Source organism: Flavobacterium araucananum (assembly GCF_002222055.1).
Taxonomy (GTDB): domain Bacteria; phylum Bacteroidota; class Bacteroidia; order Flavobacteriales; family Flavobacteriaceae; genus Flavobacterium; species Flavobacterium araucananum.
On the sequence record NZ_MUGS01000035.1, the window covers coordinates 14,150 to 29,529 of the forward strand.

Consider the following 15,380-nt stretch of genomic DNA (forward strand, 5'->3'; position numbering starts at 1 on the left):
AATTCAAGGGATTTATTATTTTATTTAGACGAAAATTAACCTTCGTCGTCTTCTGTAGCTTTACTTAGTTTAATGGTCAGTTCCTCCTCCTCATCCGTTGAGTTTAATTCGAAGAAACTAAAAAATGAACCTCCATAACTTTTCTGAAAAGAAAAATTGCTCAAATGCTCCATTTTAGTATATTTAGAATGTTCGATAATCATCATTCCGTCCTCGTTAAGCAATTCTCTTTCAAAGACCGTTAGAACAATTTTTTCGAAAGCATTCTGATCCAATCCGTAAGGCGGATCGGCAAAAATAATGTCATAAGATGTTTTGCAGTTTTCCAAAAATTTATAAACATCACTTTTAGTCGCAGCGATGTCAAAATCATATTCTGATGAAACCTGCTTAATGAATTTTACGCATCCAAAATCACCATCAACAGATGTAATTGGTGCACTGCCGCGCGAAGCGAATTCAAAACTAATGTTTCCTGTTCCCGCAAATAAGTCTAAAATCTTTAAGCCTTCAAAACTAAAATGATTATTCAAAACATTAAACAATGCTTCTTTACTCATGTCAGTCGTAGGTCTTACAGGAAGATTTTTTGGCGGAAAAATTCGACGTCCTTTGTATTTTCCTGAAATAATTCTCATGATTGAAATAAGATATAATGTTTTTGATTTTGTGCAGTTGAGTAGCTATTTTTTTGTTGTAAAGTGCTTACATCCAAAAATGAAATATGACGAATATATTTATAAGCAATCGCATAAAACGGATCGTTTTGGCTTATGGTACCTAATAATTCAAGCGGAAAACTTTCAGGGTTTAAGCTCAATTGTTCGGCAGTAAAAAGCAGGTAATAAATAAAATCTTCCGGTGTTTGGTATTCAAAAGAATTAAAAAGTAAAAGCTTTTGATTTTGTACCACGATTACTTCAAAATGATTGGGATTAAAATTTACCACCATTTTTTTCTGATCGTTATTCTTAGACGCTTCCAGAATTTTATCAACCAATATGCTGTTAACATGTTTGTAGTCGAACGAACCAACGTTGTCAATCAAAAAATTGTTGATATTGATATACGGAATGTAAACAGCATTCATTTCGTAGTTTGAAATTTGATCGTACGTAAAAAAATCAGTTTCAAAAACTTTCGTTGTGTATTGTAAATAACTGCCTAAGAAATTTTCGTCGAATAAAGCAGTTGGTACAAAAGTCGAAAGATTGTTGTTGTGAATTACTAAAATTTCGTCGTAAGTATCTTTTAATTCCGGATGATTTTTGAAAGCAGCAGCATATAAATCTTCAATTTTTGATGTTTTTTGTGCGGCATCAAAAATTACTTCATTAAATGCTGTAATCGTATTATTTAGAGTATCAAAACAACAAAATGAAAATCCATTCAACGAAACCTGAATAGAAAGCTTTTTGTATTTTTTTGAAGTGATGTTAGTATTTTGCAATGACATATTGATTTACAATTCGTTACCTGTTTTACAAGAAAGAATTTAAGGCGATTACAAACTTACAAATTAAAAAGGAACAATTACAAATGCAATTTCGAAAAACAATCTTAATTGGATTTTAAAGTAAGGTTAAATTTTCTTTACGATATAAGTGATATAAGCTCCTGTTAATTTAAGGCAAAAAAACTTAAACGCCTCAGATTCCTTAGAGGACAGGAAAGATTAAATTGTCATTACCGTTAAAAAGGTCGTACTTTGTAGTTCAATTTTTCTCTATGAATTCATCACTTTTTTACGGTGTTTTGCAAAAACGATTTCCCTTTGCACCCACTTATAAGCAGGATATTTTTTTTCAAAAAATCGCTATTTTCTTAACAGATACACATAATGATACCATTTTTGTGCTTAAAGGATATGCAGGAACCGGAAAAACGACTGTTATCTCTACAATCGTAAATAATTTAGGAGACATTAATAAAAAGTTTGTTTTGCTGGCACCAACTGGTCGTGCTGCAAAAGTAATTGCGAATTACTCTAATACACCTGCTTTTACAATTCATAAAAAAATATATTTTCCTAAAAAATCAGCTGGTGGAGGCGTGGCTTTTACCAAGCAATTAAATAAGCATAAAAACACCATTTTTATTGTCGATGAGGCTTCGATGATTTCAGACAGCAATTCTGACTCTAAATTGTATGATAACGGATCCCTTTTAGACGATTTAATCTCATACGTATATTCCGGAACCAATTGCAAAATGATTCTTTTGGGAGATACAGCTCAGTTGCCGCCCGTAAACTTAGATATAAGCCCGGCGCTTGATGTACATACTTTAGGTGTGCATTATAATAAAGAGATCGAGCATATCGAACTGGATGAGGTAATGCGTCAGGAAGAAAGTTCAGGGATTTTGTTTAATGCCACAGAACTACGTGAATTGTTGAAAGACAGCTTTATTACTGAATTTAAGTTTAATGTAAAAAAGTTTAAAGACATCGTTCGATTAACGGATGGTTATGATATTCAGGATGCCATAAACTCTGCTTATAGCAATTATAGTATTGAGGATACTGCTTTTATTGTTCGTTCGAATAAACGTGCAAACCAATATAATGAGCAAATTAGAACCAGGATTTTGTTTAAAGAAAGCGAACTTTCGGTTGGGGATTTCCTTATGGTTGTAAAAAATAATTATTTCTGGCTAAAAGAAACAGATGAAGCCGGATTTATTGCCAACGGAGATATTATTGAGGTACTGGAATTGTTTGGAATCAAAGAATTGTATGGCTTTAATTTTGCAAAAGTAAAAATAAGAATGGTCGATTATCCGGATCAGAAACCTTTTGAAACAGTGTTGCTGCTGGATACTATAAAAAGTGAATCACCATCACTAACCTACGAAGAATCAAATCGTTTGTATGAAGAAGTGATGAAAGATTATGAAAGTGAATCAACAAAATACAAGAAGTTCCAGAAGGTAAAAGAGAATGAATATTTTAACGGTTTGCAGGTAAAATTCTCGTATGCAATTACCTGTCATAAATCGCAAGGAGGGCAGTGGGATACTGTTTTTATAGAGCAACCCTATTTGCCAAACGGAATCGATCGCGATTATATCAGATGGTTGTATACCGCTATGACACGTGCCAAAAATAAATTATATTTGATAGGTTTTAAAGACGAAAGTTTTGAGGAATAAAAGTTTAGCCACAGATTAAAATGATTCTCACAGATTTAAAAGTATATATAAACTTAAGAAAATCTTTTTAATCCTTTTAATCTGTGGCAAGTAAAACTAATTATTGCATGCAAATTTTAAGATTAAACACATTTATTTAAAAATTCTTGCTAATTCGTGACTCGAGCGACTGCGAACAGGCGAAGCAAATTCGTGGCTAAAAAAAACAACAATGACAACACTAAACGATTTACATTCGATTTCGTCTACGTTTTCGAATACAGATAAAATGCCGGTTTTATTTTTAGGACATGGCAGCCCGATGAATGCGATTGAAGAGAATCAGTTTGTAGAAGGTTTTCGTAATCTGGCAAAAACATTGCCGCAACCCAATGCAATTTTATGTATCTCAGCACATTGGTTTACAAACGGAACCAAAGTGACCTCGATGCAAATGCCAAGAACGATTCACGATTTTGGAGGTTTTCCGCAAGCCCTTTTTGATGTTCAGTATCCAGCAAAAGGAAGTCCGGAATTAGCACACGAAACCAAGAAAATCTTAGATCCCGTTCCCGTAGATTTAGACGAACATTGGGGGTTAGATCACGGTGCCTGGAGTGTGATCAAACATTTGTATCCGGAAGCTAATGTTCCTGTAATTCAGTTGAGTATCGATTATACAAAGTCCGGTCAATATCATTTTGAGTTGGCTCAAAAGTTACAATCCTTGCGTCGTAAAGGTGTTTTGATTATTGGCAGCGGGAACATTGTTCACAATCTTCGTTTGGTCGATTTTAGAAATTTTGATAAAGATAACTATGGATTCGACTGGGCAATTGAAGCCAGAGAAACCGTAAATAATTATTTATTGGATGGAAATTTTCAGCCTTTGATTGATTTCGAAAAAATGAACAAAGCGATTCAGTTAGCGATTCCAACTCCGGATCATTATTTGCCTTTGTTGTATACTTTAGGCTTAAAAGGAAAATCAGAAGAACTGAGTTTGTTTAATGATAAATTATTGGCTGGTTCGTTGAGTATGACATCAGTAAAAATACTATAAAACTAACAATGAGGATGGGATTACTTTCGGCTTGACGAATAGTTCCTTTCTCGCAATGATATAAAAAATGAAAATAATAGCTGTAATTCCGGCACGATATGCATCAACACGTTTTCCGGCAAAATTAATGCAGGATCTTGGAGGAAAAACTGTGATTTTAAGAACTTATGAGGCCTCTGTTGCAACAAAACTCTTTGATGATGTATTTGTAGTAACCGATTCTGATTTGATATTTGATGAAATTGTTTCGCATGGCGGAAAAGCCATTATGAGTGTCAAAGAGCATGAGTCAGGAAGCGATCGTATTGCTGAGGCTATATTTAGTCTTGATGTTGATATTGTGGTAAATGTGCAGGGTGATGAGCCTTTTACAGAAGCCGGACCGCTGGAACAGGTTTTATCCGTTTTTAAAAACGACGAAGATCGCAAGATCGATTTGGCTTCGTTAATGAGGGAAATTACAAACGAAGACGAAATTAATAACCCCAATAATGTAAAAGTGGTAGTCGATCAGTCGCAGTTTGCATTGTATTTTTCTCGTTCGGTAATTCCGTATCCAAGAGATCCAGCTGCAGGAGTTCGTTATTTTCAGCACATTGGTATTTATGCTTTTAGAAAACAAGCGTTATTAGATTTTTACAGCCTTCCTATGAAATCTTTAGAAGCTTCTGAGAAGTTGGAACAATTACGTTATTTAGAATTCGGAAAACGTATTAAAATGGTCGAAACAACACATGTAGGGATTGGAATTGATACGGCTGAAGATTTAGAAAAGGCTAGGGCTATATTGAAGGGCTAGTTCGCGGGAATGGCACGCGGATGACACGGATTCGCTATCGCAAAGGCTCGGATTTTTTGTCATTGCGAGGAACGAAGTAATCTCACTTGCTTTATCACGTAATGCTTTGATAGTGTGGTTGCTTCGTTCCTCGAAATGACGTAATTTGTATAAAAATAAAAAAAGCTTGTAAACAATTGTCTACAAGCTTTTTTTATATTTAAAACCGAACTAAATTCTTAGTATAAACCAGGGAATTTAGAAGGATTGACTTCATGCATCATCGTATAAACTTTCTCGAAAATATCTTCGGCAGAAGGTTTAGAAAAATAATCCCCATCAGTACCGTAAGCAGGTCTGTGAGCTTTTGCAGCAAGAGTTTGCGGTTTACTATCCAGATAGTTATAAGCATCTTGTTCTTCAAGGATCTGTTGCAGGATAAAAGCCGAAGCTCCACCCGGAACATCTTCATCGATTATTAAAAGACGGTTTGTTTTGGCAATACTTTTTACAATGTCCTTATTAACATCAAACGGAAGCAGCGATTGAATGTCAATTACTTCACAATCAATTCCTAACTCCAGTAATTCGTTTGCAGCTTGTTCTACCAATCTTAAAGTAGATCCATAAGAAACCAGCGTAATATCAGAACCTTCTTTTAGGGTTTCGACAACACCAATTGGCGTTTTGAACTCTCCAAAATTCAAAGGTGTTTTTTCTTTTAAGCGGTAACCATTCAAACATTCGATTACTAAAGCCGGTTCATCAGTCTCTAAAAGAGTATTATAAAATCCGGCAGCTTGTGTCATATTTCTAGGCACAAGAACATGGATACCACGAATAGCATTGATGATCATACCCATTGGCGAACCAGAATGCCAGATACCTTCAAGACGGTGTCCGCGGGTTCTGATAATTAATGGTGCTTTTTGCTTGCCAACAGTTCTATATTGTAAAGTCGCCAAATCATCGCTCATGATTTGAATCGCGTATAGTAAATAATCTAAATATTGAATCTCAGCAATTGGGCGTAAACCTCTTAGTGCCATCCCAATTCCCTGTCCAATAATAGTAGCTTCACGAATACCAACATCTGCAACACGAAGTTCTCCGTATTTTTCCTGCATTCCCTCTAAACCTTGGTTTACATCGCCAATGTTTCCTACATCTTCACCAAAAATTAGTGTTTCAGGATATTTGGTAAACAAAGCATCAAAGTTATCACGAACAATCATTCGTCCGTCTAAATCAGCTTTTGCATTATCTGCATACACAGGAAGTACTTTTTGAACTGAAAAAACATTTTTATCCGAGTCAGAATGCAAATGGCTGCTAAATCTGGGTTGTGTGATCGAGATGTAATTGGTAATCCAGTTAGATAATAATACTTTGCTGTTTGGTACCTCAATAAAACGAAGAATTTTTCTGGCAATAACCAGCATTTCCTTTTTTAGAGGTGATTTGATAGCACTCAATTCAGAGATGTAGTTCTGAATTTTATCTTTATGATTGATGCTGGCGTTGGAAATTTGCTCTAATAAAACCAAAAGATTTTTTTGATCTTCTATAATTGGATTAATAAAAGAATTCCAGGCTTCTTTTTTAGCTTCGAGAACTTCTTTTTTTAATTCGTTTTCAATTTCTGCCAGTTCTTCCGGAGATGCAATATTGATGGCAATCATCCATAAACGCATCTGACGAATACAGTCAAAATCTTTTTCCCAAGCCAGTCTCTCTGCATTTTTGTAACGCTCATGAGACCCTGAAGTCGAGTGACCTTGTGGCTGTGTTAATTCGTTTACGTGAATTAAAACCGGAATATGTTGCTCGCGTGCAATTGCACCGGCTCTTTCGTAAGTCGAAACTAACTCAGCATAATCCCATCCCTTTACTCTGAAAATTTCATATCCGTTCGCCTCTTCATCGCGTTGGTATCCTTTTAGGATCTCAGAAATGTTTTCTTTAGTCGTCTGATGTTTGGCATGAACCGAAATTCCGTATTCATCATCCCAAACGCTCATTACCATTGGTACTTGTAATACTCCGGCAGCATTTATGGTTTCAAAAAACAAACCTTCAGATGTACTTGCATTTCCTATGGTTCCCCACGCTACTTCATTTCCGTTTACAGAGAATTTGTCTTTGGTTTTGATTCCGTCAACATTTCTATAAATTTTCGAAGCTTGTGCTAATCCCAATAACCTTGGCATTTGCCCCGCTGTAGGTGATATGTCTGCGCTTGAATTTTTTTGTTTTGTTAAGTCTTTCCAGGATCCGTCCTCGTTTAAACTGTGCGTTACAAAGTGTCCGCCCATTTGTCTTCCGGCAGACATTGGATCATAATCTAAGTCAGTGTGACCGTATAAACCTGCGAAAAATTGTTTTGGAGTTAGTTCTCCTATAGCCATCATAAAAGTCTGATCGCGATAGTATCCGGAACGGAAATCACCGTTTTTAAAAGATTTCGCCATAGCAAGCTGCGGCACCTCTTTTCCATCACCAAATATTCCAAATTTGGCTTTCCCGGTTAATACTTCCTTACGACCTAAAAGGCTACATTCGCGGCTGGTTACTGCAATTTTGTAGTCATTCAATACCTCTGTTTTGAAATCTTCAAATGTTAATGTAGTATTGCTTTTTTCTTTTATCATAATCTTGAAGGGTCATGTTAGACTGCGAAATTACTTAAAAACAATCAATAATCATAATTCTTTAAAATAAATATAATTTAATTATATGTATTTAAAATCAAAAAATGACCTATGTTTTTTGGGTTATTTTCACATAAAAATGTAATTTCATGATAATAATGTATGTTTTTCTTTAAAATTTATTCGATTAAAACCATTTTCTAGTAAAAAGATTGACTAATGTTTTTGGTGATAATGTTATAACAAAACGGATCTTTTCGTTATATTTATTTTGAGAAATTTCCCATCCATTATTCGAATAAACCGGAAAGTAAAGCTCAAAATAGTCCGGAACCAGATTTAATCGAATACCACTATCGTAAACAAAGTTCTCACTTTGATGTTTGCTTTTCATAAAACCAATATCGCCATAAGCTTCAATCCAATTCCAGATCGAATAACTTGCATTTAGCGTTGTCATCCATTGATTGGCGTATGCCGGGGCAAGTTTCGATTTAAAACCGCCTTCGGCCATCACATACTGCTGACTAAAAAAACCGGTGCTTTCTGATCGTCCGTAAAAATTATAATCAAACATATAATCTGTTGGTCGGTCTAAACCAAAACTGAAATAATCTGAATTTGTTGTGTTGTATAAAAAACTTCCCGCGTATAATCTTAAATTTAATTTGTGGTTGTTTTCAAATAATCTTCGATATTCAACTTCTCCGGCAATTTTTCCGAAATCTCCTGAAAATTGCAAATCGGTCATAAAGCTAAAATGATTGATTAGTTCTGTTTTTATGTTAGAATAACGTGCATTGAATATAGAGTAATTGGGTCTTGAATTGTCCGTTATATATTTACTAGCTTCACGATTTACAATTACCTGTCGCAGTAAAATAAGTTGTTTTCTGTTATCTCTGAAATTTTCCTCACGAATCCTAAACTGAACCATCGGATTCAATCTTAAATAAGTAGCATCCGGCGCATAGTGAAAATAATTTTGACTAAGCGAGTAGCGTACATTATACAAAGTACTGTTTCGATAATATTCGCTCCATACAAAAGCAGATGAACCGGATATTGTCCCGGCATTAATAGAGTAGGCGGGATTAATATCAAACGTAAACGGCTTATCCAGAATTGTTTTATTATGAAAACGTACTCCCGGCGTTATCCCGTCATATAAGTTATAGGTAATTGTAGGAATGTATAAAATCTGATTGTAATAAGGATCTTCGAGATCTTTGGCAAAATTAAATTTTATAGGGCGATTGGTTATCGCCAGACTTTTCAAGGATTTCCAGTTGTTTCTCTGGTTGTATTCCGGAACTTCATTATCGTAATTCAGAACTATTTTATCAGCATTTTTTCGGTCAAATTCATAAATCGAATCATTGTTTTTGGGCTCAATCCATTTTTTAAAAACGATTTCATTTTTCTTGATTCCATAAACCGGAATCGGAACAAAATTATCCGTTTTGTTCTTGATCTGAAATTGTACACTGTCCTTTGTCCTCGAAACATTCGAAAACTTATAATCGATAATGTCGCGTGAATCAATAATAGTATTAAAAAACCAATCGATGTTTTTAGAACTATTTTTAGTCAGGATTTTTTCAAAGTTGTAGCGACTGGTTTGTTCTGTTTTATTCAAAGTATAAAATTCCTGTACACTTTCAGGAACAATATTATGATTTAAATAATCATCAAGATAACTCAGGCTTAAACCTGCGCGATATTTACTGGCAATTTGTTCGTTAAATTTTATTAGGGTATTTTTTGGATCTCCAAGCGGCTGATCGAGATTTTTTCTCGCCATCAGCATATAATAATAACTATATTGCTCGTTAAAAGTTAGATTAGTAATGTTATAACTTTTAAAGAGTTTCATGTCAGAAAGTCGTCCCAGCATTTTTTGATCTAAATGATTTTCTTCCATGAATTTCATCATGCTGTAAATCTGGATTCCGTCATAAACCCAATTATCTTTTCGGGGATCCAGGCGCAAGCTATTCTTTAGATAATTGCTTAGGTATGTTTTTAAGAAAGTAATTTCGAAAATAAAATCATCAGAAAACGGACTAATAAAAGACGGTAACTGATTAAGTCCGTAAAAAGGATTCCGATCATAATCAGCCTGAGAAACTATTATTTTTTGATGCGGATATTTCCCAATAAAAGCACTCGCAAAAGTCACAACACGATTGATGATGATCGCTTTCTGGATATCGCTTATTTTTTTATTTTTAAGATTTGTAAGTACTTCTACAGAGCCATTTTCATAACTTTTGAAACTATCTTGTTTTTCGATAAAAAAATTAAAGTCAGTTCTGTTAGTGCCGGAAAAGAAATACGTACTGAAAGTAGTATTCGTATCTTGTTTCGAAATCAAATTTAAATCAGTAATAATCGAATATTGGTTCGGCACTTTTATGTTAATTTCATAATCTGTGCTGGCATTTGCGATATCATCCAGGTTAAAATTATTATATTTCGTAAAGCGATGATTTTCAAAACGCGCAGGACTTAAAAACCAGTTTTTCAGATTCATTCCGCCATTTTGATCAAAACCATAATGTGTAAATTTATCACTCGGAATTTTAGAAATATAAATCAAATGCAAATCGATTTTTTCGCCTGGACGTAATTTCCGATTTAGCTTTACCACAATAAAATCAGGATTTTTGGTCGTTCTTTCCCATTCAAGAGCCATATTATCAGAGTCGGTCAGACTTATAATGGTAGTATTTCCTCTTTCTGTAGCTTTTGCCAAATGAAAACCTCTGTAAAATTCATCCGAAAATCTTCTCGCCAATGGGGTATTTTTATCAGAGAAAGCATTGTTCCAATCATTTAGAACAATCGAAATCAAGGAATCATTCGAAGTGTTGTAATACGTAATATCCTGCTTTACATTTAGTGTTTTAAGCTCAAGATTAACCGCAACCTCCATCTTAGACTGATGTTGCGCGTATTGTTTTAATGAAGTCATTAAAACAAAAATGAAGAATATAATTTTATAAAATGATTTCAAGGATTGCTTATAATGGTTAAGGATATAAGTTAAGTTACGAATCTGTGATTGTTTTGGTTTTCTGTAAAAATAGTATAAAAAAAGCTGTTTTTTCAAACAGCTTTAATTTTTTGTAATACTTAACGTATTTAATCACATAAGTAAGATAAGTTCATCTTATTTTAAGTTATAGTTAACTTCAACTTAAATTAGCCTATTATGTTTCATATATTTTAGAAATTTGGACTTAAGTCGTATTTCTTGTAAAATTTATCCAAAACATCAACTACTTCATCTTCAGTATCTACGATCTTGAATAAGTTTAAATCTTCCGGGCTTACGGTATGCATTTTTTCTACCAAAACAGTTTTTACCCATTCGATCAATCCAGACCAAAATTCAACTCCAACTAATATAATTGGAAATTTTCCAATTTTTTTAGTCTGAATCAATGTAATTGCTTCAAACATTTCGTCAAGAGTTCCAAAACCTCCCGGCATAACCACAAAACCTTGCGAATATTTTACGAACATTACTTTTCTCACAAAGAAATAATCGAAATTCAGGTTTTTATCGTGATCAATATACGGGTTAAAATGCTGCTCAAAAGGGAGTTCGATGTTTAAACCAACAGATGTTCCCCCTCCTAAATGTGCTCCTTTATTTCCAGCTTCCATAATTCCGGGACCACCTCCTGTGATCACACCGTAACCAGCTTTACTGATTTTATAAGCAATTTTTTCGGCCAATAAATAGTATTTATCCTCCGGTTTTGTTCTAGCCGATCCAAAAATAGATACACAAGGACCAATACGTCCCATGCTTTCGTAACCATTTACAAATTCGGCCATGATCTTAAAAATCGCCCAGCTATCATTTGTTCTAATTTCATTCCACGTTTTTTGTTTCAAACGATCCTGAATTACTTTGTCCTCATCATTATCAAAATCTTCTAATCTCATTTTAGGTATTTTAATTATTTATATTTTTATTTTTAGCTGTGTCGTTTTTATTATAGTCAAGAGAAGGAGCTATTTCCTGCTGTCTGCTATATCTTTTCCTGTCCGCCGCCGCGGACCACAAAAGGATGCCGCTCCCATCAGGGCTAGGGCATTAGTTTTCAATTGAAACATTGTTTTATAAAAGAAAAATTGTCTTTTAATTAATACGTTTGTTCCTCAATTGATTTTGTAATCTTGCTTTTTACCTTTCCGGTATGTTCAGTAGTTTTAGACTCTATCAGCATTATCGAACATTCCTCAATTGATGAGACCCTGTGATTGATGCCTTTTTTTACAACAAACAAATCGCCTTTTCTCATGGTAAAAGAGGGTTGGTTTTCAATTTCCATTAAAAGTTCACCATCTATAATGTAAAATAACTCATCTTCATTCTCGTGATTATGCCACGGCACTTCTTGACCTTTTATTTTTGCTACCTTAATATATTGATCGTTTACTTCATCAATTATTTTAGGCGAAAAATATTGGTCCACAGCAGTTAACTTCTCTTTCAGATTCATAGATTTTATCTTATGTCTTGCCAAAATCAAACGCTTTGATAAAAAGGGCGTACTAAATTACAGCTTTTTTCGAGAATTGTTATAGAAATAGGGATTTATTAATTTAAATGTAACATTTCTTTATTTAATCTCTAGGTTGATTATTCATTATCAGTCAATTGAATAAGTGTAAAAACTCTCAGATTTTATCTTGAAATTACCGTGTTCAAACATTTAATTCATTATTAAATATTTTGAAGATTAAAGATAGTACAAAATAAAAATGATGCACTATATTAACCTTTGTCAAGGTTTAAAACGTTGACAAAGGTGTTGTACTAAATATGTAGAGCAAAGCTGTTATGCCTCTAACTCTTTTTTCAAGAACTTTGCTGTATAACTTTTTTTACTTTTCGCTACTTCTTCAGGAGTTCCTTTGGCGATCAATTGTCCGCCGCCTTTTCCGCCTTCTGGACCAATATCGATAATATAATCGGCAAGTTTAATAACGTCCATATTATGTTCGATCACTAAAATTGTATTTCCTTTATCAACCAATTTATTGATCACGTCCATTAAAACGCGAATATCTTCAAAATGTAAACCTGTAGTAGGTTCATCCAGGATATAAAAAGTATTTCCCGTATCTTTTTTAGACAATTCTCCGGCTAGTTTTATACGTTGTGCTTCACCACCGGAAAGTGTTGTACTTTGTTGTCCAAGTGTGATATATCCTAAACCAACATCTTGTATTGTTTTTACTTTTCTATAAATTTTCGGAATCATTTCAAAAAACGGAACCGCTTCATCAACTGTCATATTCAATACATCCGAGATAGATTTTCCTTTATAGCGAATCTCCAGAGTTTCTCTGTTAAAACGTTTCCCCTGACAGGTTTCACATTCTACATAAACATCCGGTAAAAAGTTCATTTCGATAGTTCGAACCCCAGAACCTTCACAGGTTTCGCAACGTCCGCCTTTTACATTAAAACTAAAACGTCCCGCTTTGTAACCCCTAATCATACTTTCAGACGTCATCGTAAACAAGTTTCTAATTTCGGTAAAAACCTCTGTATAAGTCGCCGGATTCGAACGTGGCGTTCTCCCAATAGGACTTTGGTCAATATCAATTACTTTGTCTATATGTTCAAGACCTTCAATTTTTTTATAAGGTTGCGGTTTTTTTACGCCGTTAAAATAATAGGCATTCAAAATAGGGTAGAGGGTTTCGTTTATCAAAGTAGATTTTCCGCTTCCAGAAACTCCTGTTACACAAATCAACTGCCCCAAAGGCAATTCGATCGAGACATTTTTAAGATTGTTTCCTGTTGCTCCGGTTAGTTTCAGGAACTTTCCATTTCCTTTACGCCGCTCTTTGGGAATTTCCAATTTCATTTTACCATTCAAATATTGAGCAGTAATAGTATTTGATTTTAAAGTTTCTGCCGGAGTTCCAATACTTATAATTTCACCACCATATTTACCTGCTTTTGGTCCAATATCAATTACATAATCAGCACGTTCGATCATGTCCTTATCATGCTCTACTACAATAACTGAGTTTCCTATATCACGTAATTGTTCTAAGGAGTGAATTAGCTTTTCATTATCTCGTTGGTGCAAACCAATACTTGGTTCATCCAGAATGTATAAAACACCAACCAATTGTGAACCAATTTGTGTGGCGAGACGAATACGTTGTGCTTCACCACCCGAAAGTGATTTTGAACTTCGGCTTAAAGCAAGATAATTCAAACCAACATTCATTAGAAAATTTAAACGGTCTTTGATTTCTTTTACAACTTCTGAGGCAATCAAAAGTTGTTTTTCAGACAAGTGGCTATTTAAATCCTGAAACCAAATGGTTAGGTCAGAAATATCCATATCACACAATTCAACGATATTTTTGCCGTTGATTTTAAAGAATAATGCTTCTTTTTTTAGACGGGAACCATCGCAAACCGGACAATTTACTTCATCCATAAAATCCTTTGCCCAACGTTTTATTGTCGTCGAAGCACTTTCATCATATTGATTTTTGATGAAATGCGAGATTCCTTCAAAATCAATTTTATAATCGCGGGTTACACCTAAGTCTTTAGAATTTACTGTAAATTTATCCTTTCCGCCATGTAAAATCATGTTCATGGCTTCTTCCGGAATTTTTTCGATTGGATCCGTTATTTTAAAACTAAATTTCTCTCCAATAACTTCCAGTTGTTTAAAAATCCAGGACGATTTATATTCCCCAAGCGGAGCAAAACCACCGGCTTTTATCGATAATTTAGGATTCGGGATAATTTTCTTGACATTAATTTCATGCACCGTTCCTAACCCATTGCAATGTGGGCAAGCTCCTTTTGGAGAGTTGAACGAGAATAAATTAGGTTCCGGGTTTTGATATGAAATTCCGGTTGTAGGACACATCAGGTTTCTACTAAAATAGCGCACTTCATTCGTATCCTGATCTAAAATCATCAGGACATTTTCGCCATGATGCATTGCAGTATTAATACTTTCTGATAATCTTTTTTGATTGTCCTCAGTATCTTCAATCAACATCCTGTCTACTACAATTTCGATATCATGCGTTTTATAACGGTCTAATTTCATTCCTGAAACCAAATCCTGTACCTCTCCATTTACACGAACCTTAAGAAATCCCTGTTTGGTAATTTGCTGGAATAATTCGGCATAATGACCTTTTCTGGCTCTAATAACAGGAGCAAGGATATTGATGCGTTTTCCTTTAAAATCCTGAATGATCAAATCTTTAATTTGTTCATCAGAGTAGGAAACCATTTTTTCGCCTGTGTTGTAGCTGTAAGCATCAGCACCACGAGCATAAAGAAGTCTCAGGAAATCGTATATTTCTGTAATAGTTCCAACTGTAGAACGCGGACTCTTACTGGTTGTTTTTTGTTCGATCGCAATAACTGGCGAAAGTCCGTCGATTTTATCAACATCCGGACGTTCTAAGCCACCTAGAAATTGTCTGGCATAGGCCGAAAACGTTTCTACATAACGACGTTGTCCTTCGGCATAGATGGTATCAAATGCCAATGAGGATTTTCCCGAACCTGATAAACCGGTAATAACCACCAGTTTCTCACGCGGAATAGAAATATCTATATTTTTTAGATTATGAACTCTTGCACCAAGAACTTCAATAGTATTGTCTTTTTCTAACATAAATTTGAGCAAAACGCAAAGTTACCACTTTGATTTATTCTTTTGACCCTAGACTACAAAAC

Annotated in this window: 10 protein-coding genes; 3 read left to right on the top strand and 7 right to left on the bottom strand. The window is 34.5% G+C overall.

Annotation, left to right across the window (positions count from 1 at the left end):
• Window positions 1–35: 35 nt before the first annotated feature.
• Together B0A64_RS16305 and B0A64_RS16310 are read right to left on the bottom strand one after the other, a co-directional pair.
• Window positions 36–638, bottom strand: a complete 603-nt coding sequence (locus B0A64_RS16305) for an RsmD family RNA methyltransferase (RefSeq protein WP_089480567.1) — start codon at window positions 636–638, stop codon at window positions 36–38.
• Complete coding sequence (locus B0A64_RS16310; RefSeq protein ID WP_089480568.1) at window positions 635–1,456, bottom strand: DUF3822 family protein; 822 nt, start codon at window positions 1,454–1,456, stop codon at window positions 635–637. The genes B0A64_RS16305 and B0A64_RS16310 overlap by 4 nt, the downstream gene beginning before the upstream one ends.
• A 272-nt stretch (window positions 1,457–1,728) precedes the next feature.
• On the opposite strand from B0A64_RS16310, the gene B0A64_RS16315 reads away from it, so the two are divergent.
• From B0A64_RS16315 to kdsB, 3 genes are all read left to right on the top strand, one after another.
• Window positions 1,729–3,153 (top strand): ATP-dependent DNA helicase, encoded by a 1,425-nt coding sequence (locus B0A64_RS16315; RefSeq protein WP_089480569.1) that lies wholly within the window; start codon window positions 1,729–1,731, stop codon window positions 3,151–3,153.
• Between the two features lie 211 nt (window positions 3,154–3,364).
• Window positions 3,365–4,195 (top strand): 4,5-DOPA-extradiol-dioxygenase, encoded by an 831-nt coding sequence (gene ygiD / locus B0A64_RS16320; protein WP_089480570.1) that lies wholly within the window; start codon window positions 3,365–3,367, stop codon window positions 4,193–4,195.
• A gap of 67 nt (window positions 4,196–4,262) precedes the next feature.
• Window positions 4,263–4,994, top strand: coding sequence for a 3-deoxy-manno-octulosonate cytidylyltransferase (gene kdsB, locus B0A64_RS16325; protein ID WP_089480571.1), 732 nt, complete (start codon window positions 4,263–4,265; stop codon window positions 4,992–4,994).
• Window positions 4,995–5,212: 218 nt separating this feature from the next.
• On the opposite strand, the gene B0A64_RS16330 is transcribed toward kdsB, so the two are convergent.
• From B0A64_RS16330 to uvrA, 5 genes are all read right to left on the bottom strand, one after another.
• On the bottom strand, window positions 5,213–7,624 hold the full coding sequence (locus B0A64_RS16330; protein ID WP_089480572.1) for an alpha-ketoacid dehydrogenase subunit alpha/beta: 2,412 nt from the start codon (window positions 7,622–7,624) through the stop codon (window positions 5,213–5,215).
• A 187-nt stretch (window positions 7,625–7,811) separates the two neighbouring features.
• A complete protein-coding gene (locus B0A64_RS16335) occupies window positions 7,812–10,562 on the bottom strand; it encodes a gluzincin family metallopeptidase (protein ID WP_089480637.1) in 2,751 nt (916 codons plus the stop codon).
• 293 nt (window positions 10,563–10,855) lie between these two features.
• Window positions 10,856–11,584, bottom strand: coding sequence for an LOG family protein (locus tag B0A64_RS16340; protein WP_017496653.1), 729 nt, complete (start codon window positions 11,582–11,584; stop codon window positions 10,856–10,858).
• A 200-nt stretch (window positions 11,585–11,784) separates the two neighbouring features.
• Window positions 11,785–12,144, bottom strand: coding sequence for a cupin domain-containing protein (locus tag B0A64_RS16345; RefSeq protein ID WP_089480573.1), 360 nt, complete (start codon window positions 12,142–12,144; stop codon window positions 11,785–11,787).
• Between the two features lie 339 nt (window positions 12,145–12,483).
• Window positions 12,484–15,318 (bottom strand): excinuclease ABC subunit UvrA, encoded by a 2,835-nt coding sequence (gene uvrA, locus B0A64_RS16350; RefSeq protein ID WP_089480574.1) that lies wholly within the window; start codon window positions 15,316–15,318, stop codon window positions 12,484–12,486.
• Window positions 15,319–15,380 lie beyond the last annotated feature (62 nt).

Bases quoted from the DNA above. Each gene is read 5' to 3' on its own strand.
- B0A64_RS16305 (WP_089480567.1), bottom strand. From the start codon at position 638: ATGAGAATTATTTCAGGAAAATACAAAGGACGTCGAATTTTTCCGCCA.
- B0A64_RS16310 (WP_089480568.1), bottom strand. From the start codon at position 1,456: ATGTCATTGCAAAATACTAACATCACTTCAAAAAAATACAAAAAGCTT.
- B0A64_RS16315 (WP_089480569.1), top strand. From the start codon at position 1,729: ATGAATTCATCACTTTTTTACGGTGTTTTGCAAAAACGATTTCCCTTT.
- ygiD (WP_089480570.1), top strand. From the start codon at position 3,365: ATGACAACACTAAACGATTTACATTCGATTTCGTCTACGTTTTCGAAT.
- kdsB (WP_089480571.1), top strand. From the start codon at position 4,263: ATGAAAATAATAGCTGTAATTCCGGCACGATATGCATCAACACGTTTT.
- B0A64_RS16330 (WP_089480572.1), bottom strand. From the start codon at position 7,624: ATGATAAAAGAAAAAAGCAATACTACATTAACATTTGAAGATTTCAAA.
- B0A64_RS16335 (WP_089480637.1), bottom strand. From the start codon at position 10,562: ATGGAGGTTGCGGTTAATCTTGAGCTTAAAACACTAAATGTAAAGCAG.
- B0A64_RS16340 (WP_017496653.1), bottom strand. From the start codon at position 11,584: ATGAGATTAGAAGATTTTGATAATGATGAGGACAAAGTAATTCAGGAT.
- B0A64_RS16345 (WP_089480573.1), bottom strand. From the start codon at position 12,144: ATGAATCTGAAAGAGAAGTTAACTGCTGTGGACCAATATTTTTCGCCT.
- uvrA (WP_089480574.1), bottom strand. From the start codon at position 15,318: ATGTTAGAAAAAGACAATACTATTGAAGTTCTTGGTGCAAGAGTTCAT.